The sequence below is a fragment of the Marinobacter sp. genome, assembly GCF_041595835.1.
In the GTDB taxonomy this organism is placed as follows: domain Bacteria; phylum Pseudomonadota; class Gammaproteobacteria; order Pseudomonadales; family Oleiphilaceae; genus Marinobacter.
The window spans coordinates 12,127-33,125 of sequence record NZ_JBFHJO010000023.1; the positions used below are offsets into that span (position 1 = coordinate 12,127).

The 20,999-nt window shown below is 51.3% G+C and carries 16 protein-coding genes; 6 read left to right on the forward strand and 10 right to left on the reverse strand.

Annotated features, from left to right (window positions below; translation table 11 throughout):
* Nucleotides 1–13: 13 nt before the first annotated feature.
* Entirely contained in the window at nucleotides 14–664 is a 651-nt protein-coding gene (locus tag ABYA77_RS09240) for an ATP-binding cassette domain-containing protein (protein WP_372965671.1), read from the reverse strand.
* A complete protein-coding gene (locus ABYA77_RS09245; RefSeq protein ID WP_372965672.1) occupies nucleotides 664–1,542 on the reverse strand; it encodes a putative selenate ABC transporter substrate-binding protein in 879 nt (292 codons plus the stop codon). Before ABYA77_RS09245 ends, ABYA77_RS09240 begins: the two co-directional genes overlap by 1 nt.
* 164 nt (nucleotides 1,543–1,706) lie before the next feature.
* Here ABYA77_RS09245 and senB point away from each other — a divergent pair, with 164 nt between their 5' ends.
* Nucleotides 1,707–2,678, forward strand: coding sequence for a selenoneine biosynthesis selenosugar synthase SenB (gene senB, locus ABYA77_RS09250; protein ID WP_372965673.1), 972 nt, complete (start codon nucleotides 1,707–1,709; stop codon nucleotides 2,676–2,678).
* Here senB and ABYA77_RS09255 read toward each other — a convergent pair.
* The 4 genes from ABYA77_RS09255 to ABYA77_RS09270 form a co-directional block, all read right to left on the reverse strand.
* Entirely contained in the window at nucleotides 2,675–3,286 is a 612-nt protein-coding gene (locus tag ABYA77_RS09255; protein WP_372965674.1) for a helix-hairpin-helix domain-containing protein, read from the reverse strand. The two genes, senB and ABYA77_RS09255, sit on opposite strands and share 4 nt — an antisense overlap.
* A 45-nt stretch (nucleotides 3,287–3,331) precedes the next feature.
* Nucleotides 3,332–3,730, reverse strand: coding sequence for a hypothetical protein (locus tag ABYA77_RS09260; RefSeq protein WP_372965675.1), 399 nt, complete (start codon nucleotides 3,728–3,730; stop codon nucleotides 3,332–3,334).
* 167 nt (nucleotides 3,731–3,897) lie between these two features.
* Entirely contained in the window at nucleotides 3,898–5,415 is a 1,518-nt protein-coding gene (locus ABYA77_RS09265; RefSeq protein WP_372965676.1) for a GNAT family N-acetyltransferase, read from the reverse strand.
* A gap of 88 nt (nucleotides 5,416–5,503) precedes the next feature.
* Nucleotides 5,504–6,433: a hypothetical protein gene (locus tag ABYA77_RS09270; protein WP_372965677.1), complete on the reverse strand. Its 930-nt coding sequence runs from the start codon at nucleotides 6,431–6,433 to the stop codon at nucleotides 5,504–5,506.
* A 180-nt stretch (nucleotides 6,434–6,613) separates the two neighbouring features.
* On the opposite strand from ABYA77_RS09270, the gene ABYA77_RS09275 reads away from it, so the two are divergent.
* A complete protein-coding gene (locus ABYA77_RS09275) occupies nucleotides 6,614–7,168 on the forward strand; it encodes a YiiD C-terminal domain-containing protein (protein ID WP_372965678.1) in 555 nt (184 codons plus the stop codon).
* On the opposite strand, the gene recQ is transcribed toward ABYA77_RS09275, so the two are convergent.
* Entirely contained in the window at nucleotides 7,159–9,030 is a 1,872-nt protein-coding gene (gene recQ, locus ABYA77_RS09280; RefSeq protein WP_372965679.1) for a DNA helicase RecQ, read from the reverse strand. The two genes, ABYA77_RS09275 and recQ, sit on opposite strands and share 10 nt — an antisense overlap.
* Nucleotides 9,031–9,201: 171 nt before the next feature.
* On the opposite strand from recQ, the gene ABYA77_RS09285 reads away from it, so the two are divergent.
* Complete coding sequence (locus ABYA77_RS09285) at nucleotides 9,202–10,419, forward strand: lysophospholipid acyltransferase family protein (protein WP_372965680.1); 1,218 nt, start codon at nucleotides 9,202–9,204, stop codon at nucleotides 10,417–10,419.
* On the opposite strand, the gene glgP is transcribed toward ABYA77_RS09285, so the two are convergent.
* The 3 genes from glgP to glgB are packed head-to-tail and all read right to left on the reverse strand — an operon-like array spanning nucleotide 10,396 to nucleotide 16,337.
* On the reverse strand, nucleotides 10,396–12,948 hold the full coding sequence (gene glgP / locus ABYA77_RS09290; protein ID WP_372965681.1) for an alpha-glucan family phosphorylase: 2,553 nt from the start codon (nucleotides 12,946–12,948) through the stop codon (nucleotides 10,396–10,398). The genes ABYA77_RS09285 and glgP overlap by 24 nt on opposite strands.
* Nucleotides 12,949–12,981: 33 nt before the next feature.
* Entirely contained in the window at nucleotides 12,982–14,448 is a 1,467-nt protein-coding gene (gene glgA, locus ABYA77_RS09295) for a glycogen synthase GlgA (protein ID WP_372965682.1), read from the reverse strand.
* Nucleotides 14,445–16,337: a 1,4-alpha-glucan branching protein GlgB gene (gene glgB / locus ABYA77_RS09300; RefSeq protein ID WP_372965683.1), complete on the reverse strand. Its 1,893-nt coding sequence runs from the start codon at nucleotides 16,335–16,337 to the stop codon at nucleotides 14,445–14,447. The genes glgA and glgB overlap by 4 nt, the downstream gene beginning before the upstream one ends.
* Nucleotides 16,338–16,513: 176 nt before the next feature.
* On the opposite strand from glgB, the gene glgC reads away from it, so the two are divergent.
* The 3 genes from glgC to malQ are packed head-to-tail and all read left to right on the forward strand — an operon-like array spanning nucleotide 16,514 to nucleotide 20,974.
* Nucleotides 16,514–17,779, forward strand: coding sequence for a glucose-1-phosphate adenylyltransferase (gene glgC, locus ABYA77_RS09305; protein ID WP_372965684.1), 1,266 nt, complete (start codon nucleotides 16,514–16,516; stop codon nucleotides 17,777–17,779).
* Nucleotides 17,769–19,496 carry a glycoside hydrolase gene (locus tag ABYA77_RS09310; protein ID WP_372965685.1) on the forward strand — a complete coding sequence of 576 codons (1,728 nt, stop codon included), beginning with the start codon at nucleotides 17,769–17,771 and terminating at the stop codon, nucleotides 19,494–19,496. Before glgC ends, ABYA77_RS09310 begins: the two co-directional genes overlap by 11 nt.
* Entirely contained in the window at nucleotides 19,493–20,974 is a 1,482-nt protein-coding gene (gene malQ / locus ABYA77_RS09315) for a 4-alpha-glucanotransferase (RefSeq protein WP_372965686.1), read from the forward strand. Before ABYA77_RS09310 ends, malQ begins: the two co-directional genes overlap by 4 nt.
* Nucleotides 20,975–20,999 lie beyond the last annotated feature (25 nt).

Genomic DNA, 20,999 nt, shown 5'->3' on the forward strand with positions numbered 1-20,999 from the left:
GTTTATGGGCCTGTCAGTAAAGCGACATGATGTCTGACGCTGCAAGATTCTTCGCTGGCTCGTCTAAGGCAATCTGCCCACCTTGAATGCCGATAATGCGGTCACAATAGGTGAGTGCCATTTCAACATCGTGCAAAGCAATAATGCTGGTGCTGAATCGCTCAGTCAGCAGTTTCATCGTCAGGTGTGCCATAGGGCCATCAAGTGCTGAAATTGGCTCATCAGCCAGCAGAACCGGTGCCTGACGATACAGGGCCCGGGCAATCGCAACCCGTTGGCGTTGGCCGCCTGACAAGGCAGCGGCAGGAACCCAGAGTTTTTCCGCAATATCCAGCTCACTCAACAAGGCTTTTACTGTGCGCTTGTCGTTCTTGAACGGTCTGATCAGCGTCAGCGTGTTATACCAGGTCGGGTGTTGGTCAAGCTGCCCGATGAACACGTTATGAAAAACCGGCAGTGCATTAACCAGCCCTAACCCCTGAGGCACCAGGGAGGCCTGTTGCAAAAGGCGTTCATACAGCACTTTTATCAGTGTTGACTTGCCCGCGCCGCTTTTGCCAACCAGCGCGACATGTTCACCGCTGTTAACACGAAGGGATAGCGGGCCTATAACCCGCTGTCCCTTGAAACTGGCTGTCAGGCCATGAAATTCAAACCCTGACATCAATCCAGGATTCCGATGTTTTCAGCGGTTTTACGAATCGGCTCGTAATCATCGTTAGATACGGGAATAAAGCCCGACCGCGGGAAACTTTTCAGCAGGGCAGGGTCGTCAAGTTCCAGCAAGGCTTTGGTTACACGGTCTTTGAAGCCGTCACCATAGGTTTCATTTACATCACCACGAATAGTCCACTGGTAATCCGGGTAAGCCGGGGTCTTCCAGATGATTTGAACTGCGTCGGTATCGATGTTGCCTTCCGACATTTCTTTTTCCCAGACCTGGAAGTTCAGCGCACCAACCTCATAAGTGCCCGCCTCAACCAATCGTAGGGTGCGAGTGTGGTTGCCACTGAAACCTACACGGGAAAAAAGTGAGTCAGGCGCTTCGCCGAAGGTATCACGAAGGTAAAATTCGGGCATCAGGCGACCGGAGGTAGAGCCTTTGGAACCAAACGTAAATGTTTTACCGCGAAGACTGTCTTCCAGGCTTTCAAAAGACTCAGAAGGCGCAATACCTGTTTCGGTGTTGGCGATGAAGTAGGTTACGAAGGCTTCGTCTTCCACGCCTTGTGCGATTGCTTCAGAGCCAGAAACCAGGCGGCGGGCTTGTACACCGGATAAACCACCAAACCAGGCCAGTTGAACCTGGTTGTTGCGGAAGGCCGACACAGCGGCTGCATAAGATTTAACAGGAATATAGCGGACGTCTGCCTCCAGCTCTTCCGAGAGATAGTCTGCCACTCCCTGAAAGCGCTCAACCAGTTTGGTTTCGTCTTCGTCCGGGATGGCCGTAAAAACGAAGGTCTCAGCTTGGGCCACAGAAAACGCAGACATCGAGATCAGGCCAGTGGCTAACCACTTGCGGAAGTGTTTCATCGCCATGAAGTTCATTCCTTTGTCGTAAATAGTTATGTGAAGGCGGGGAGACGCCAAAATCGGCCTTAGGATACCCTGATTTGCCGAATTGAAATACCGGAATACTGTTCAACGCTTTACCCTTGCCACTGTCCCGGGCAGAATTTCAGAAAATCTTAAACGTGGTGGCCATGAATATCATCATTATTACCCCCGCCGAGGAAGGCTCCAGAGCTGGAAATCGGGCAACGGCCATGCGGTGGCACCACTTACTGGAACAATCCGGACACCATGTAAGCGTATTGACTGAGTATCAGGGTGAGCAATGCGACCTGCTTATCGCGCTCCATGCCTGGCGTAGTGCCAAAGCGGTTAAAGCGTTCAGGGAAGCCTGGCCAGAAAAGCCGCTGATTGTGGTGCTTACCGGTACAGATATCTATCACTATCAGCATGAATTCCCGGACGTTACTTATGCCTCTATGGAGACTGCAGATCTGCTTATCGGCCTGCATGATCTGGTTAGCCAGGATATCCCTGAGCTGTATAGAAGCAAGCTGGTAACATTTCGCCAATCTTCAGAACAACCCACAGCGTTTGCGGGGTCTCGGTCAGAGCCAGGACAGTTCCATATTTGTGTGATTGGCCATCTTCGGGATGAAAAAGACTCTCTGAGAGCGGGTGTCGCGAGCCGCCACTTACCCGATGATTCAGAAATTATTATTTCCTGTGCAGGGAAGCCCTATACAGAAGAGTGGCGTGAAAAAGCGCTTCAGGAAAGCAGGGATAACCCTCGTTTTCAGTGGCTGGGTGAACTAAACAAAGCAGAGATTGCCAACCTGATAGCCGTTAGCAATGTAATGGTGATCAGTTCAGTTATGGAAGGCGGGGCCAATGTGATCTCTGAAGCGTGCAGAGCTGGGCTACCGATTCTGGCTTCTGATATTCCGGGCAACAGGGGGTTGCTGGGGAAGGACTACCCGGGGTATTTCCCGGTCAGGGATGACAAGCGGCTTGCCGAATTGATGTACCGGACAGAAACTGACGGTGAATTTCTGGCGAAACTCAGGCAACGGGTGATGGAGCTTGCAGATACGTTTAAGCCCGAACAGGAGCGCCAGAACCTTGAAAAAGCTCTGGCGCTTGCTGTTCAGAAAAGCACTTAAAGTACTTTTTTCGCTTCAGCGGAAAGTTCGCTGAAGCCTTTTACGCTTTTAAAGGCCTCAAGTTTCTGCTTGTCGGCTTCACTTGGGTTAGCAATCTGTTCGATAGACGTAATACCGGCCTCTTTCATTTTTTTAGCCGTTGCAGGGCCAATACCTTTCACTCGGGTGAGGTCGGACTTGTCAACAGACTTTGGCGCCTTAGGTTTGGCCGGTTTCTTGGCAGCAGGTTTTTTAGCTGCGGGCTTGGCTGGAGTTGTTGGTTTGGCAGCCTTTCTGGCTTTTTCTGTTGCCGTATCAACCGCCTTTTTAACATCTTCACCAGCGTCTTTGGAGGCCATGCCTAATTTGTCCAGCAGGCTGGCCTGAAGCTCGTGAAACTCGTTCATACGACGTTCAAATTCGTCATTGAAGCGTGCAACTTCGCGCTCACGCAATTCCTCAATCTCTTTTAGCAGTTTGCGGACAGGGTCTTGAACCTGGCTCTGCAATTGATCAAATTGTTTGAGGCCATCGGTAATCAGGTTTTCAATCTGAGACGATGCTTTTTCAAACTCTTTGTTTACTTTTTTAACGATTTTGTCGATGCTCGGCTTGGCTTTCTTTGCCATCAGACTGTCTCCTTACGGAACGGGGCATGGTTAGGTAAAACGAACTCAGGCAAGTTGCTTTGCCCTGGGTGTCGGGTTGGCAGACCTGCGGGATTTGAGGCTTTGTTTTTTCAGAAGCACTTCACGAATACGCTGTAACTTCTCAGACAACGGCGAACTATCACTCTCATCAAGATGTATAAAATCAACTGAGTAGAAGAAGTTACTACAGTGCTTTCTTTTTTCAGTGACTAAGCCGGAAATGCCTTCTGCCCGAATATCATCCAGGGGCATTTGCATGACCAGATCAAGAGTTACCGTATCACCAGGCTCAAACGGTTTATCCGTTTTCATGACGCACCCGAAGTTGTCCAGCTCGTATAGACGAGCCTGCACAGCTTCCCGCCGGAAAAAACTATGCCGGAAGCGGAAATGGGCGACAAGGTCGGGTAACTCTTCATTCATGAAACGTTTTCTCGGTTTCTCTAAGCAGCAAGATGATGTGAACGCAAATTAAACCATAGACGGTGTCTGACAATTTGGCAATGGCACTCGTTATTGACCATAACCTTTTCATAATATTAAGAAGCACAGCCTCAATTTTTAGCCCGGATACTACATCAATCTGATTGTCAGGTTTTGATTTGATACAGATCTACGCGCCGATCTTTTAGATTTGTGACCGAGCCTTCGTTTCTTACCAATTTTAGTTTTTCTAAATCCATGTCTGAAAACATGATCATTTCCGTATTAGGCGTTGTTTCTGCCATCACGGCATCGTGCGGAAAAGCAAAATCGGAAGGTGAAAATACGGAAGACTGGGCATATTGAACATCCAGGTTTTCAACCTTTGGCAGGTTTCCTACGCTTCCGGTAATGACAACATAACATTCGTTTTCAATGGCCCTGGCCTGAGCACAGTGCCGAACCCGAAGATAACCGTTTTTGGTATCTGTCCAGAAGGGGACGCAAATAATATCCACTTCCTGGGTTGCGGCTATCCGGCCGAGTTCCGGAAACTCAATATCATAACAAATAAGGATGGCGACACGGCCGGCATCTGTTTCAAACACATTGAACTCGTGTCCGCCTTCAATCACCCAGTCACGCCTTTCGTGTGGAGTGATATGAATCTTGCGTTGCTCATCAACCCGCCCATCCCGGTGACACAGATAGGAAACATTGTATACCCGGTCATCTTCAATCAACGGCATCGAACCCGTGATGATATTGATGTTGTAGCTCACAGCCATATCCGACATTTCGTTACGGAATTGTTCAGTGAATCCGGCCAGGAATCGAATAGCGCGGGTCTGATCCACCTGGTCTGTCAGGCCCATCAGCGGGGCATTAAAAAACTCAGGGAAGAGCGCAAAATCACTTTTATAATCAGACAGCGCATCCACGAAATACTCTACCTGCTTCAATACTTCCTCTACAGAACCAAACTCCCGCATCTGCCATTGTACTGCGCCCATTCGTACCTGGGTTTTCTTTACATCCAGAACGGAAGATGGCGGCAGATAAAGAATGTTCCGCCATTCCAGAAGGGTTGCATACCCCAGAGACTTTTTGTCTTCCGGTAAGTATTTATGCATCAGCCGGGTGACCTGGAAGTCATTGGACAGCTGGAAGCTTAAAATCGGGTCGTAGATATCTTTGCGGCTTACCCGCTGAATGTATTCTTCCGGCGTATATTGTTCGGCATATTTGAAGTAATAGGGGATTCGGCCGCCAGCAAGGATCGCTCTCAGGTTCATGGAACGGCACAGTTCTTTTCGCGCCTCGTACAATCTGCGGCCCAGGCGATAGCCCCGGTATTCAGGATGAATGAATACATCCAGACCATACAGCGAGTCGCCATTCGGATTATGCCAAAGCTTTTCATTACGCAGGATCAGGTCATCGTAGGTATGGGGGTTGCTGAACCGTTCATATTTCACGCAAACCGTTAGAGCAACCGCAACCAAGCGACCACTTTCTTCAATGCAGACCTGCCCGTCGGGAAACTGCTCGACCAGGGCTTTAATGGTTTCTTTTGGCCAGGCACCGCCGATATCGTCGTATACATCGTCCATCAACGCCTGGAGTTGGCTGTAGTCATCCAAGGTGAGGTTGCGCAGATTCAGGTGCAGGTCTTCGTGAGCCATTCAAACACTCTCCGTTAGCTTTGGGCGTCGGACTGGAGCGACAGTGTGCCGATTTTAGCAGAGTAGCGGGGACTCGGCATTGAAGGCGTTATTCCTTGCTGGTCATGTATTCAATCCTGCGACGCAGGTTTTCCAGAATATGCCTGGCCACGTATTCGGAGTCTTCCGTCAGATACGGATTATCCAGCGCAATGACTGTCCTTCTTTCCAAACCTAATTCCGAGATGGCTTTACCAAAAGAACGTTTAAGGTATTTGGCGAAACTGCCATCAATAATGGCTCGTTCAAGGCCCAGTTGAAGGCGATGGGCAGCGTCCAGGTCTGTTCGGGCAACAAAAAGATAAGACGGCATCGCGTATGCCAGCAAAAGATTGGGTTCAATTACCAGCCCTTCAGCGTGACTGTGCTCCATGTCGAACATAACCTCACTGATCCCTCTGGCGAAGCACTCAAACCTATGGTTTTTTAGCATGCCGAACAGTATTTCGTAGCGTGCGTGAGTGACCACCTGAATTCCGTTATTTTCAAGAATTGGGGTGTCAGGCCAATGGGTGCCTTGCCCGATACGGATCTGGTGAGTTTCGAAGTCAGCGATGTTTTTGATACCTGAAAACCTGGGAAGAGCTTCCGGTAGTACCAGGCAAACCCTGAACCCTAAAAGCCCTCCATCAATTGGTATCGGGATAGCACTTAGTATGGCTTCTCTTTCGGGGGTGGTTGCGACGTTGGCGATGGTGACTAGTTTGTGGTTTTCTCCGGCCAGTTCCCGAAGAACCCGGCCCTGGCTTAACTCTACGCTTCTAAGCAAATTGAATGCGCCATATTCCGGAGTTTTTTCCAGCGCTAATCTGACAAGGGCATAGATCGCCGGGTTGTCATAATTTCGGTACCAAAGAATGTAATCTCGGGTCTCAGGCGTCTTGGGGGGATCAGCAAAGACGGGACCACTCAGTAAAAATCCGGTTAAACCCAGAAGATACAGAACATATTTTGCCATTATTGTGATTTTTTTTAGCAATCTATTGCTCCTTCCACTGCGGGCAACAAGACGAGATAACTCTACTGTGACAGATTAACAGTTAGATTAATTCAGAAAACGTAAACTAACAGATAAAATATCTGTTAAATGCTTAAAAGATTCTTGAATCAAAGCAACGGCGCTGCAATTATCCGGTCACTCTGATTAAGGAACACCATTATGACGATTATCGATTCACTTATTGGCTCTGCAGGCCAATGGGTTGTAAATACAGATGCCAAGGCAACTCTGTTGGAACCTGTTGAATGGCTTAAAAAGACAGGAGGCTATGCAGCCATCAATCGGATTATTGGCATGGCAATACCGTTTGCTACCCGTAATGGCTTCACGGTAGAGGAATTACGCCCCGGGTATGTGCGGGCGAAAGTAAAACTGAAGGGCAATAAGAACCACTTTGGCAGCCTGTATGCCGGCGCTTATTTTCTGGTGGCAGAAATCCCTGGCGGCGTGATGACACTGTTCGATCTTGGCCCTGCCTATACCCCGATTCTTAAAGGAATGACACTGGAGTTCCTGCAGCCGGCCAACTCGGATGTTGAAGTTGAATTTACACTACCTCCGGAAACCGTTGCTGAGGTACTGGCTGACGCAGACGCAACTGGCCGGGGTAAATTCACGCTGGAAGGCATTTTAAGGGACGAAGAAGGCAATCACGTTGCAACATCCTTCGCCCAATACCGGGTACGTAAGAAAGGCTTCAAGCCTCAGGGCTGACCCATCTCACGCAGCGCTTGCAGGAAGATATCACCATATTTTTCCAGCTTCGCTGCGCCAACACCACTAACCTCTGCCAGCTCATCAAGAGAGGCTGGTTTGCGTTCCAGCATGTCGAACAAGGTTGTGTCATGGAAAATGACGTAGGGTGGCACACCTTGTTTCTCTGCCAGAGCCTTGCGACAAGCACGAAGGGCTTCCCAGCCATCATGGTCGGTGATCTGTTCCCTTACGTTTGAACCGCTCCGCTTTCCTGAAGACCTGCTGGAATTTGATTTCCTGGGGGCAGGGTCTTTGCGTAACTCTATACGCTGCTCACCTTTTAGCAGTGGGCGACACTCTTCAGTGAGCTGCAACGCGCCGTATCCCTCCGGGTCTGCTCTCAGGTAGCCATTGGCAACCAGTTGGCGAAACACCGATTTCCACTCATTCGCTGAAAGTTCTGTACCAATTCCGAAGGTGGATATGGACTGATGCCCAGCCTGCAGGATGCGTTCGTTTGCGGAGCCACGAAGTACATCAATAAGGTAAGTCACACCATACCGCTGACCGGTACGAAAAACACAAGACAATGCCTTCTGAACAGCAACGGAGCCATCCCATGTTTCCGGTGGATTAAGGCAGGTATCGCAATTCCCACACGGTGTATCGAGGGTGTCGCCAAAGTAACGCAACAATACCTGGCGGCGACATTGGGTGATTTCACACAAGCCTAGCATGGCATCCAGTTTCTGGCGCTCAACCCGTTTAAAGTGATCATTGCCCTGTGAGCCTTCGAGCATCTGTCGTAACTTAATGACATCCTGAAGGCCGTAAACCATCCATGCGGTTGAAGGTTTGCCGTCCCGGCCAGCCCGGCCGGTTTCCTGATAATAGGCCTCCAGGCTTTTAGGAAGATCCAGGTGTGCCACGAAGCGCACATCGGGTTTATCAATCCCCATACCGAAGGCAATGGTTGCGACGATGATCACGCCATCTTCACGCAGAAATCGATCCTGATTTTGCGCCCGTTGCTCGCTTGTCAGTCCGGCATGGTAGGGCAGGGCTGTGTAGCCTTTATCCGCCAGCAGCTTTGCGGTGGCATCAACTTTGTTGCGGGACAGGCAGTAAACAATGCCACAGTCATTCTCATGCTCTGCTTTAATAAAATCCAGCAACTGCTTGTTAGCATTTGTTTTTGGCGTGATTCTGTATTGAATATTCGGCCGATCAAAACCGCTGATGAAATGCCGGGCTTCTGTCAGCGACAGACGCTCTGCAATTTCTTTGCGTGTACGTGCGTCAGCGGTTGCTGTTAGTGCGATACGGGGGATGCCAGGAAACTCTTCGGCCAGCATGCTGAGCTGAAGATAGTCTGACCGGAAATCGTGGCCCCACTGGGAAACACAGTGTGCTTCATCTATTGCAAACAGTGACAGTGATGAATTGTGCAGGAGTTCGATAATACGAGGTTGAATTAAGCGTTCAGGTGCGCAGTAAAGAAGATCCAGTTCGCCGGTCATCAGAGCGTACTCAGTTGCCCGGGCTTGTTCAAAATCCATTGTTGAATTGAGGAAGGCTGCTTTCACCCCCAGTTCCCGAAGTGCATTCACCTGATCTTGCATCAGAGCAATTAACGGCGAGATAACAATGGCAGTGCCTGTGCGCACAAGGGCTGGCACCTGGTAACACAAGGATTTACCGCCACCAGTGGGCATCAGAACCAGGGCATCACCACCCTCAATGACTTCCCGGACGATGTCCCCCTGCAGAGGGCGGAAGGATTCATAACCAAACACTTCGTGCAGAACCTGTTCAGGGCTCTTGCCTGAAGCCGATGGGCGCTCTTTGGCGAGTTGCTCGAAGTCCTGTTCCTGGTACATGATCGCGTCTGGCCTTTGGGGGGAGTTCACTTCAGGCCCGGAATGATATCAGATTCAGCCAACTGAATGAGATTTCAGGCTTTCGGATAGAGGCAAACTGATATCAGAACCGCTACAATATTGCTCCTTCTGAGACTTCGATTAACAACCTCGAACACCAACAGGGCCCGCATGCAGGAATTTGACTCAATCCGACCTTATTCGGACGAAGAAACAGCCCCCGCTATTCATCGGCTGGTAAACGATCCGGAATTCCTGAATATGATTGGCCGGTTCAAGTCGCCCCGGTTGGCGAAGTGGGCTCCGGCGTTACTGCGCTTTTTCACCAGACGCTGGTTAACTGCTCATTTCGGCCAGATTAAACGGGTGGATGATTTACAGGCACAGTTGTCGCAGTACGTTGGAGAGTTGGTTGAAAGCACCACTTTGAAAGTAACCCACAGTGGCCTCGAAAACCTGAGCAAAACCAGTGCCCACCTGTTTATCTCAAATCACCGCGACATTGTGTTTGACCCGATGGTCGTGAACTATCTTCTGTTCCAGAACGGCCACAAAACCACGCGCATCGCTATAGGCGATAACCTGCTGGCTAACCGAGTGTTCGCTGAAATGATGAAGCTGAATAAAAGCTTCCTCGTGCGCAGAAATATGACCAGCCCGCGAGAAATGCGGGATGCCTACATGACGCTATCCGGTTTCATCAATCACAGTATCGACACTAACCACAGTATCTGGATTGCCCAGCGCGAAGGACGAGCCAAAGACGGTATCGACGTTACCGATCCGGCCATTATTAAGATGTTCTACATGAGCAAGAAGAAGTCTGGCCTTAGTTTTGATGAGGCGCTAAGCCGGCTTCACATTGTTCCTGTCTCTATCTCCTATGAATACGACCCGTGTGATACCGATAAAGCCAGGGAGCTTGAAATTCGGGGGCGTACTGGTGCGTACCAGAAAGCTGAGGGAGAAGACACAGAGCAGATCATGAAGGGGCTAACAGGCTTCAAAGGGCATGTACACGTACACTTTGGTGAACCAATTAAGGACGCGCCGAATAACCCGAAAGCCTTAGCCGCACGCATTGACCATGAGATGCACGCCAATTACCACCTTCACGCGTCCAACCTGGTTGCCTATAACATGCGCGAGGAGCAATCCGGTGAACCGGTTACGCTGGAAAATATTCGCAAACATTTAGCCATTGCAGAAACCTTGACGCCCGAAGAACTTGAGGCCGCCAAAGTTGAAATGGAATCGCGATTGCAAGCCTGCAATGCTGATAGCAAGCGCTATCTGATTGATATGTATGCGAACCCTGTGGTGAATGCTTTTGCAGCCCACAGCATCGAGACCGTCGCCTCGGATTCAGGCCCAGAGCATTGCGCCTAATTCGTGAGGGTGTGTCTGAGCCTTATGGTATGGGCACATTCTTATACGCACGGTCTGGAGCCCAGGATAGGGTGGTGCTATTCGTGTGGTGTATAGGGTTTCTCCGTTTTCTTCACCGACCGGATCAAGGATAAACCGGTCTGGTCCTGGTAATTTGTGCGTGCCTGTGCACTCCGGCTCCACCAGGCATTCCACTCTGACATCCTCCGGCATGAGTCCGTTCAAAGCCACGGATACAGTGATTGCGACAGACTCATCCCAGGCGCAGCGCTCTTCAATGCAACCCTGAACCTTGATTGACACGCCCGTCCAGGCGTTTCGCACTCTGGCTTTCCACTCTGCAAGTTCCCGGGCTAGCGCACCATTATCAGCACTAAGCCGAAGTCCTTGGGCTGTCGCAGGCTGATAATAATTTCGCACATAATCCATCACCATTCTCTGGGCGTTGAATCTTGGAAGAATGGTTTTCATCGAAGCCTTTGAACGGATGACCCAGCCCTGCGAATAGCCTTGCGATCCTCGCTCGTAGTAAAGAGGAACGATTTCCTGTTCTAGCAGGTCGAGCAGGTCGTGCGCTTCCTCCCGGTTACGAAACTCCGCATCTAACCCGGTGTCTCTTGGCGCGATTGCCCAGCCATTAGTGCCGTCGTAGCCTTCCCCCCACCAGCCATCCAGGACACTTAGATTCAGTGCACCATTGAGTGCGGCCTTTTCTCCGGATGTTCCGCTGGCTTCTTTGGGATATTCGGGTGTGTTCAGCCATATATCAACGCCGCTCAGCAAACGGCGAGCCATGGCCTGATCGTAGTCTTCCAGAAGAATGATATGGCCCATTAACAAAGGCTGCATAGACAAATCATGGATGACTTTGATCAGCTGTTGGCCAGGCTTGTCCTGAGGGTGGGCTTTTCCGGCGAACACCAACACCACAGGCTGCTTCGGATTTGTCAAAAGACGCTCGAGCCTGGCGAGATCCGAGAAAATAAGCGTTGCCCGTTTGTACGTAGCAAAGCGGCGGGCAAACCCAATAACCAGTACGTCTTTATCCGGTGACGTAAGTTGTCGGGCCATTCTGTGCGTGACCGATTGGCCGGTGCCGTTTCTGCTGTGCTGTCGTTGCAAACGGCGTAGCGTAAATTCTGCCATCTGCTGCTTCAGTGCTTTATGAACGCTCCAGTAATGAAAGTCAGGAATTTGGTCGACAAATTCCCAGAACGAAGGGTTCAGAAGTTCGCTTTTCCAGTTTGGCGCCTGAATATCAAACAAGCTGGCCCACTCCGGGGCAAGGAAAGTCCGTACGTGAACACCGTTAGTAATATACCCGATCGGGTTTTCCTCAGGAGGAATCTGCGGCCAGATTTCACGTTCCATATAGGAGGCCACACCACCATGAATTCGGCTAACACCGTTGTGGTAGCGTGAACCACACAACCCAAGACTGGTCATGTTGAAACTATCACCACCGTTTTTCGCGCCGAGAGTGAAGATATGATCAAAATCGAGGCCCGACTGTTCAAGGTATGGGCCAAGGTTGTGGGCAAGAAGGTCTCTTGGGAACCGGTCATGTCCCGCAGGGACCGGCGTGTGAGTGGTAAACAATGTGGCACCGGCAACGGCTTCCAGTGCGGCATCAAAAGATAACCCGTTTGCCATGGTCATTCGGCAACGCTCCAGTATCTGGAATGCGGCGTGGCCTTCATTGATGTGCCAGACGGTCGGTTGAATACCCAGTTCTGACAATGCACGGGTGCCCCCGATGCCCAGCAACATTTCCTGGCTGATTCGGGTAACTGAATCGCCACCATAGAGTTGCAGTGTTAACTGACTGTCTTCACGGTTGTTCTCCGGCGTATTTGTATCAAGCAGGTACAGCCTTATGTGGCCAACCTGTGCTAACCAAACCCTGGCGTACACATCACGGCCAGGAAAGGGCACAGACACCAAAAGCTGTCTGCCATTAATTTCAACAGGCGTAATTGGCAATTCGTTACTGGCATGACACTGATAGCGGGCGATCTGATGTCCCTGAGCATCGATGGATTGAATGAAGTATCCCTGCTGGTACAGCAAGCCTACTGCAACAAAAGGTAATCCCAAGTCGCTTGCAGCCTTACAATGATCTCCGGCGAGTATGCCCAGTCCGCCAGAATAAATCGGGAAACTTTCGTGAAATCCGAATTCCGCGCAAAAGTAGGCCACAAGGCTGTTACCTGGATCGAGCGCTTGCTGAATTTCAGGGCCGGGCTCGGCTTCCAGGTATACGTCATAGCTTGAAAGCACTCGCCGATACTCAGCCAGAAAAACCCGGTCGCTCGCCGCTTCGTTCAATCGTTGCTGAGAGACACGGCGTAAAAACAGCTTTGGATTGTGTTCTACTTTCTGCCATAACGGCAGGTCAAGCCGTGCAAACAGCCCCCGCACACCGTGGTCCCAGCTATACAGCAAATCATTGGCCAGAACGTCCAGTCGCGCTATGGCTTCGGGAATTTTCGGGCGAGCTTCAAGCCTGAATTCGGTTGCCTTTTGCATGAACATGACCTCCTTGCGGCCACGAGAAAGGGCTTAGTCCTCATGGTTGCCGTTAACACCGGTTATCAGACTCTGGTACAGGTCTGCATATTCCCGCGCCCTTTGTTTCCATGAATAATCCTCAGCCATGCCATTTCTCTGTAACTGGCGCCAGATTTTTTTCTCGGATAAGAGGCGCAAGGCACGGCGTACTGTGTCGAAGAATGCATCGGCAGTGGGTTCACGGAATACTAATCCGTTGGCTTTTTCAGCAGGTTCTTCGCCCGGGTCAAAAACCGTATCATTCAAACCGCCAACACCATGCACGATCGGTATCGTTCCGTATCGTAGGCTGTACATCTGGTTCAGCCCGCACGGCTCGAAGCGGGATGGCATCAGAAACATATCGCTGCCTGCGGTAATCTGATGAGCCAGGCCTTCGTTGTATCCCAAGGTCAGCGAAAACTGGTGCGGCCATTCTCTGGCAAGTTCCTGCAGACGCTCCTGATAGTGAGCCTGGCCCGAACCTAGCATCGCAAACTGACACCCCATCTCCAGTAACGGCCGAAGCACGGCCAGTATCCAGTCCAACCCTTTCTGCTCAACCAGTCGGCCAACAAAGCCGAGCAGGGGCGCGTTCGTTACCGAAAGCGCCAGATCTTTCTGGAGCCGTTCTTTGCACTTCTCTTTGTTTTTCAGGTTGTCAGCGCCAAAGTGGAAGTCCAGCCAAGGGTCGTCTTCCGGATTCCATGTGCGAGTATCAATTCCGTTGAGAATTCCTTTCAGATGGGCAGATCGGTGCCGGAGCAACCCATCCAGGCCGTAACCAAACCAGGGTGTCTGAATTTCATCGGCATAGCTTGGGCTGACGGTTGTGATCGCATCACTGAAAACAAGCCCGCCTTTGATAAAGGATAGCTGGTCATGAAACTCGAGGAAGCTGTAGTGCCAAAGGTAATCGGGAAGTCCCAGTGCTCTGAAGGTTTCTTGGGAGAACAGCCCCTGGTAAGCCAGGTTGTGAATTGTGAAGACCGTCTTGGGTGGGTGTTGATTGCCATTAAGAAATACCGGGATCAATCCTGTTTGCCAATCGTTACAGTGCACAATATCCGGTTGCCATCCCAGATCGAGTTGGCCTGATGCCATCATTGCTCCAATCTGGGCAAACAGATGAAACCGGTGAGCGTTATCCCACCAGTCTTCACCTTCTTTATTCTGGTAAGGGCTATCTCCTGCCCGGTCAAACAGAGCAGGGCTGTCTACCAGCCAGAGTGTAACGGCGGTTCCGGGCAAGCGGGTTTGCCAAAGCGATACGTCATATTGGCCATGCCGAAACCGGGTTTTCCTTCGTGAGCCTGCCTCTCTGGCCGCTTTCAAGGCAGCGGGATAGCCTGGTAGCAGAATCTGGCAGTCATAGCCAAGTTTGCATAAAGCCTCAGGCAAACTGGCCGAGACGTCGGCAAGACCACCGGTTTTTACCAGAGGAAAGACTTCACTGGTGGCAAACAGAATGCGGGTCATGGTTCGAGCCTCAGTACAATCAAACCCAGAGGCGGCAACGTCAGTGCGAGGGAGTGGGGCCGCCCCATCCAGCTCTCCGGTGATGCCCACACGGGTAGGGGATTGCCCACATTGCTGCCGCCGTAATAGCTGGAATCAGAGTTGAAGATCTCCTGCCAGTTACCGCCAGCAGGCACGCCAATCCGATAGTTGTGCCGGGGAACAGGGGTAAAGTTCAGCACCACGACAAGTGCCTGCCCGTCTCTGGATTCTTTCCGCAGGTAACTGATAACCGATTGAGTCGAGTCGTGGCAGTCAATCCATTCAAACCCTTCTGAGCTGAAGTTGCACTGGTACAGTGCCGGTTGTTTACGATAGAGGTTATTCAGATCCTGCACCAATTTCTGGATTCCCCTATGCTCCGGGTATTGCAGAAGCTCCCAATCCAGCTCACGTTTTTCACTCCACTCCCGGCGTTGGCCAAACTCCCCTCCCATAAACAATAATTTCGCACCGGGGTAGGTGAACATGTAGCTGAACAGCAACCGCAAAGAGGCCCTCTGCTGCCAGTCATCCCCAGGCATTTTCTGAATCAGGCTCGACTTGCCATGAACAACTTCATCATGGGACAAGGGTAAGAGGAAGTTCTCGGTGTAGGCGTAGAGTAAACCAAAGGTCAGCTTCTCATGGTGGTATTGACGGTACACTGAGTCTTGCCTGAGATAGTCCAGGGTGTCGTGCATCCATCCCATGTTCCATTTCAGGTTGAACCCCAGCCCACCAATCTCCGGCGGTCGGGTCACTCTGGGCCAGGAGGTTGACTCTTCGGCTATCATCAACGTACCAGGAAAACGGGTCTGGCATACCTGGTTAAGCTTTCTCAGGAAATCGATGGCTTCAAGGTTTTCATGCCCCCCTTGTTCGTTGGGCACCCATTCACCAGCTTTACGGGAATAGTTGAGGTAAAGCATGGAAGCCACGGCATCTACGCGGAGGCCATCTAAGTGGAAGGTGTCGAGCCAGAACAGAGCGCTTCCAATTAAAAAATTCCGCACCTCATGGCGCCCGTAGTTGTAGATCAGAGTGCCCCAGTCCTGATGTCGCCCTCGCCGTGGGTCTTCATGCTCATAAAGTGCCGTGCCGTCGAATTGAGCCAGAGCAAAGGAATCATCCGGAAAATGTCCTGGCACCCAGTCGAGGATAACGCCGATATTGTTCGCGTGGCACTGGTCAACCAGATATCTGAGGTCATCAGGGCTGCCATAGCGGCTGGTAGGTGCGTAATAGCCCGTTGTCTGATAGCCCCAGGATTCATCCAGTGGATGTTCGGTTATCGGTAATAACTCAATGTGGGTGAAACCGGTTTCGAGTACGTAGGGGACCAGTTGATCTGCTAACTCACGATAGGTGAGCCACCGGCCTGATCCATGATGCCGCCAGGAACCCGGATGCACCTCGTAAATGGAAACAGGGCTGTGCTGCCAGTCAAATCGGGAGCGCTCAGACAACCAGTCACCATCATTCCAGGGAAACGGGGTGCGCTCGATAACTATCGCGGCATTGGCAGGCCTCTGTTCAAAAGCCTGGCCATACGGGTCCGTTTTGATGATCTGCGTGCCATCACGGGTCGTGATGGCAAATTTATACAACGCACCGGGACAGACCCCGGGAACGAATGCAAACCAAACACCATAGCCTTCTGTTGGCTGTAGCGGTGTCTGATCAGCGTTCCAGCTGTTAAAGCTGCCGATCACACTCACAGATTGGGCATTTGGCGCCCAGACTGCAAACCTGACACCTTCAACACCTTGGTGACTCATTGGATGAGCCCCCAACACATTGTAGATATGCCCGTGGCGGCCCTCCGAAAACAGGTGCAGGTCGAAGTCGTTGAGAGCAGGGCTTTCCATAGACCTTAGATTCCCGAACAGGTGGGTATCAATGTCACTTATACCATGGGGCATTTTAGCCCGCGTTCAATAAATGAACTTTGACAAAAGTGCGTCACACTACAATGCTAGTGTTGCGTGTATATGGATTACGTCAAGTTTTTGTCGGCAATTATTCTGATATCAGGGAAGCTGTTATGCAAACCTCCCAGCGTTTTGTCAGCCGTCTCACGCGGCACACTCTGGCCCTGGTCTTGGCCGGCGGCCGAGGTAGTCGATTACACGACCTGACAAAATGGCGAGCCAAACCCGCCGTGCCATTTGGGGGTAAGTTCCGAATTATCGATTTCCCCCTATCTAATTGCATCAATTCCGGTATCGGGCAGGTAGGAGTGATCACTCAGTATAAGTCTCACTCACTGATCCGTCACATTCAACGGGGGTGGGGCTTCCTTCGGGGTGAAATGGGGGAGTTTGTCGAACTACTCCCGGCCCAGCAAAGAATAGAAACATCGTGGTATGAAGGCACCGCCAACGCGGTACTTCAGAACCTGGATATTATTAAAAGTCACAACCCTGAATACGTACTGATTCTTGCCGGTGACCATGTTTACAAAATGGACTACGGTACCATGCTGGCAGCACACGTAGAGCGGGAAGCAGATATAACCGTTGGCTGTATTGAGGTCCCTCTGGATGAGGCTTCAGCGTTTGGGGTAATGGCGGTAGATAAAAACCTCCGGATTACCGAATTCAAAGAAAAGCCGGATAATCCGCAAGCCATGCCTGGCCAACCCGACAAAGCTCTGGCTTCCATGGGGATCTACGTTTTCAGTACCCGGGTACTGTTTGATGAATTGCTGCGAGATCAGCTTCGGGACAGCGCTTCGTCCCATGATTTCGGCAAGGACATTATCCCGACGGTGATCGAGCGATTAAGAGTCTGTGCTTTTCCATTCAGAGATCCGGTGAAACACAAGCCTGCTTACTGGCGGGATGTAGGTACCATTGATTCGTTATGGCTGGCCAACCTCGAACTTATTGATATCAGCCCAGAGCTGAATCTGTACGATTCCCGCTGGCCAATCTGGACTTACCAGGAACAATTGCCTCCGGCAAAGTTTGTATTCGACGATGAAAATCGGCGCGGTACCGCCGTTGATTCCATGGTGGCCGGTGGCTGTATCGTCTCCGGTGCTCTGGTTCGTCACTCATTGCTGTTTTCGCAAGTCAGAGTGCATTCCTACTCAACCATTGAAGACTCCGTTATTTATCCCGATGTTGATATCGGGCGTAACTGCCATATCAAAAAAGCGGTCATTGACCGGGGCTGCAAAATACCGGCAGGCACCCGTATCGGCTTTGATCATGAGTCTGACCGCCGTCGCTTTCACGTTTCCCCGAAAGGCGTCGTGCTGATTACGCCGGAAATGCTTGGCCAGGATTACCCTCATGGCCTCTGACAGCCGAACCCCCGTCGTACTTTGCTGGCATATGCACCAACCGGATTATCAGGACCAGAGCACTGGGGAGTTCCTGTTTCCCTGGGTGTACCTGCATAGCATTAAAGATTATGCCGATATGGCGGCCCACCTTGAGGCCCACCCTGAGGCACGCGCAATCATAAACTTTGCACCTGTTCTGATTGAGCAGATAGAAGAGTATCTGAACCAGATTGAGCTGTGGCGAAATAGTGGTTCCGTCATGACCGACCCGGTATTGGCTGCATTGGTGGCCGACACACTGCCGGAGCCGGGCTCACCGAAGTTCCTGAAGCTGATGGAAAGCTGCCTGCAGGCAAATACTGAACGGATAATCAAGCGTTTCGCCCCCTACCTCAGGTTGTCTGAACTTGCTGTTTTATACCGCACCCGGCCAGAAATTCAGCGATATATATCCGTTCAGTTTCTTGCTGATTTATTGGTCTGGTACCACCTGGGCTGGATGGGAGAAACCGTCCGGCGCAGTCACCCGGTTATCCAAAGCCTTCAGGAAAAAGGGCATCAATACACGTTGGAAGATCGCCGTGCGCTTCTTGATATAGTTTCTGAACAGATGGCTAGCCTGACACCCCGCTACCGGCGACTGTCACAAACCGGCCAGGTGGAACTAGCCATTAGCCCATGGGCGCATCCTATTTTGCCATTACTGCTGGATTTCAATTCAGCCAGGGAAGCAATGCCAGACATAAATTTACCAGAGTGCAGCCAATACCCCGGGGGAGCCGAACGAGCCGCGTGGCACCTTGAAGAAGGAAAACGGGTATTTCGCCGTGTCTTCGGCGCTGACCCTTGCGGGTGCTGGGCTTCTGAGGGTGCTTTAAGCCAGGAGACGCTCTCACTACTACAGGACTCTGGTTTCCAGTGGAGTGCCAGTGGAGATTCGGTCCTTCAGAACAGTCTGAATCTGGCTCAGGAGCAGGGGATCATCAAAAGCAATACGCGACGTCATTGTCCATTCAGGTTTGGCGATGCACCGTTAACCGTCTTCTTTCGCGATGATGGTTTGTCTGACCTCATAGGCTTTACCTATGCGGACTGGCACGCGAGAGATGCAGTAGCTGATCTTGTCCATCATATGGAAAACATCGCCAACGATAACAAACACAAGGACAACGTCGTTATCTCCATTATTATGGATGGGGAGAATGCCTGGGAGCATTATCCGGAAAACGGTTATTACTTCCTCGATGAGCTTTACCGTGTTCTTGGTGATCACCCTGCGCTGCGGTTGACCACCTATACTGAACTGATACAGAAATCCGTGACCGAGCCTGAGCAATTACCTTATCTGGTCGCAGGAAGCTGGATTTATGGAACCTTTTCGACCTGGATTGGTGATCCCGACAAAAACCGGGCCTGGGATTTATTGTGCGAAGCAAAGCATCACTACGACAAAGCGATGGACAATGGAGCCTTGTCTCACGAGGAAAAAGCCCGGGCCAGCAGGCAACTGGGTTTATGCGAAGGTTCTGACTGGTTCTGGTGGTTTGGTGATTACAACCCGGCCGCTGTCGTAAAAGGGTTCGAGCACTTATATCGCCGGCATCTGGTGAATCTGTATGACAACATTGGTTATCCTGCACCGTCCAGTTTATTCCAGCCTCTGAGCCAGGGAGGAGGGGAGCCTGCCCGCGGTGGTGCAATGCGCACCGGACATGAACCTGGAAAGCCTTCATGACTGAGCGATTTCCCGCCATCGAGGTGTTTAACCGCCGCCGGGCGGGGGTTCTGCTACACCCAACGGCTCTGCCTGGTACTAACGGTAAACTAGGCCTTTCTGCCCGCCAATTTGTAGATTTTCTGGCAGACGCGGGAATGACAGTCTGGCAGGTACTTCCAACCGGGCCGACCCACCAGGATCTTTCTCCCTATCAGTCGTTGTCGGCACACGCCGGTAACCCGGCATTGATTGACCTATCAGAGCTGATCGAATCAGGTCTGGTGACGCAGGAATCACCAGGAGAACCCCGTAGTCTGTTACTGGCAAAAGCTGCCGAGCGACTGATCAACGGGCAATATACGGCTACACCACAACTGAATCCAGGCACCTGGAAGCAATTCGTTTCTGACCACGCCAACTGGCTTGAGAATTACGCGCTGTTTATGGCAATCAGGGAATCGTTCCCCGGTTCCGTTTGGACCGAATGGCCAAGAGATCTTCGTCTGCGCTCACCGTCAGCCCTTACGGAATTTGCCACGCAAAACAAAAACGCACTTGAACGATTTCGGGTTGAGCAGTTTCTGTTTCATATACAGTGGCAGGTGCTCCGCCAATATGCCCGCGATCGGGAAGTACTCCTTTTTGGCGACATCCCGATTTTCGTAGCTCACGACAGTGCCGACGTATGGGCGAATCCTGAACTTTTTAAGCTGGATGGCGAGGGGCAGCCCACCGTCGTTGCCGGAGTCCCCCCGGACTATTTTTCACCCGATGGCCAGTATTGGGGAAACCCGGTTTATGACTGGACAGCTATGGCTGCTGATGGATACCAATGGTGGATAAGCCGTTTAAAATGCCAGCGGGAGCTGTTTGACCTGCTTCGCATCGATCATTTTCGGGGCCTGCAGGCATACTGGGAAATCCCGGCAGACAAACCAAAGGCTGTAAACGGATACTGGGTACCTGGCCCGGGTGAAGCCTTTTTAAAGGTCTGTTTTGAAAAATTGCCAGACCTGCCGCTGGTTGCTGAGAACCTGGGCCTGATTGGTGAGGATGTTGAGCAGCTGCGTTACCGCTTCCGGTTACCAGGCATGACTGTTATCCAGTTTGGTTTCGATGGCAGCCCAGCCAATCCGCACTTGCTTCGCAATCACCAGGAGCATGATCTCGTTTACACCGGCACCCATGATAACGACACCACACTTGGGTGGTATCAAAGTCTGGATGAGCCCACCCGAAACCTGGTAAATCAAGAGTTTAATATCTCTGAAGCGGATATCGCCAGCCAACCGCTGCCCATCATTAAGGCGGCAATGAGTTCTGTATCGCGTCTGGTGATTGTTCCTATGCAGGATCTCCTTGGCCTTGGCTCCGAAGCCCGGTTCAACACCCCTGGCACCACCGAAAATAACTGGATCTGGCAGCTCCCTAGTCATTATTGGGAGCGTGTAAGTGCGTCAGGTATCCGGGAAATAGTCACTTCTAATGGGCGCTAAAATAGCGGTTGGTTATTTTTTGACC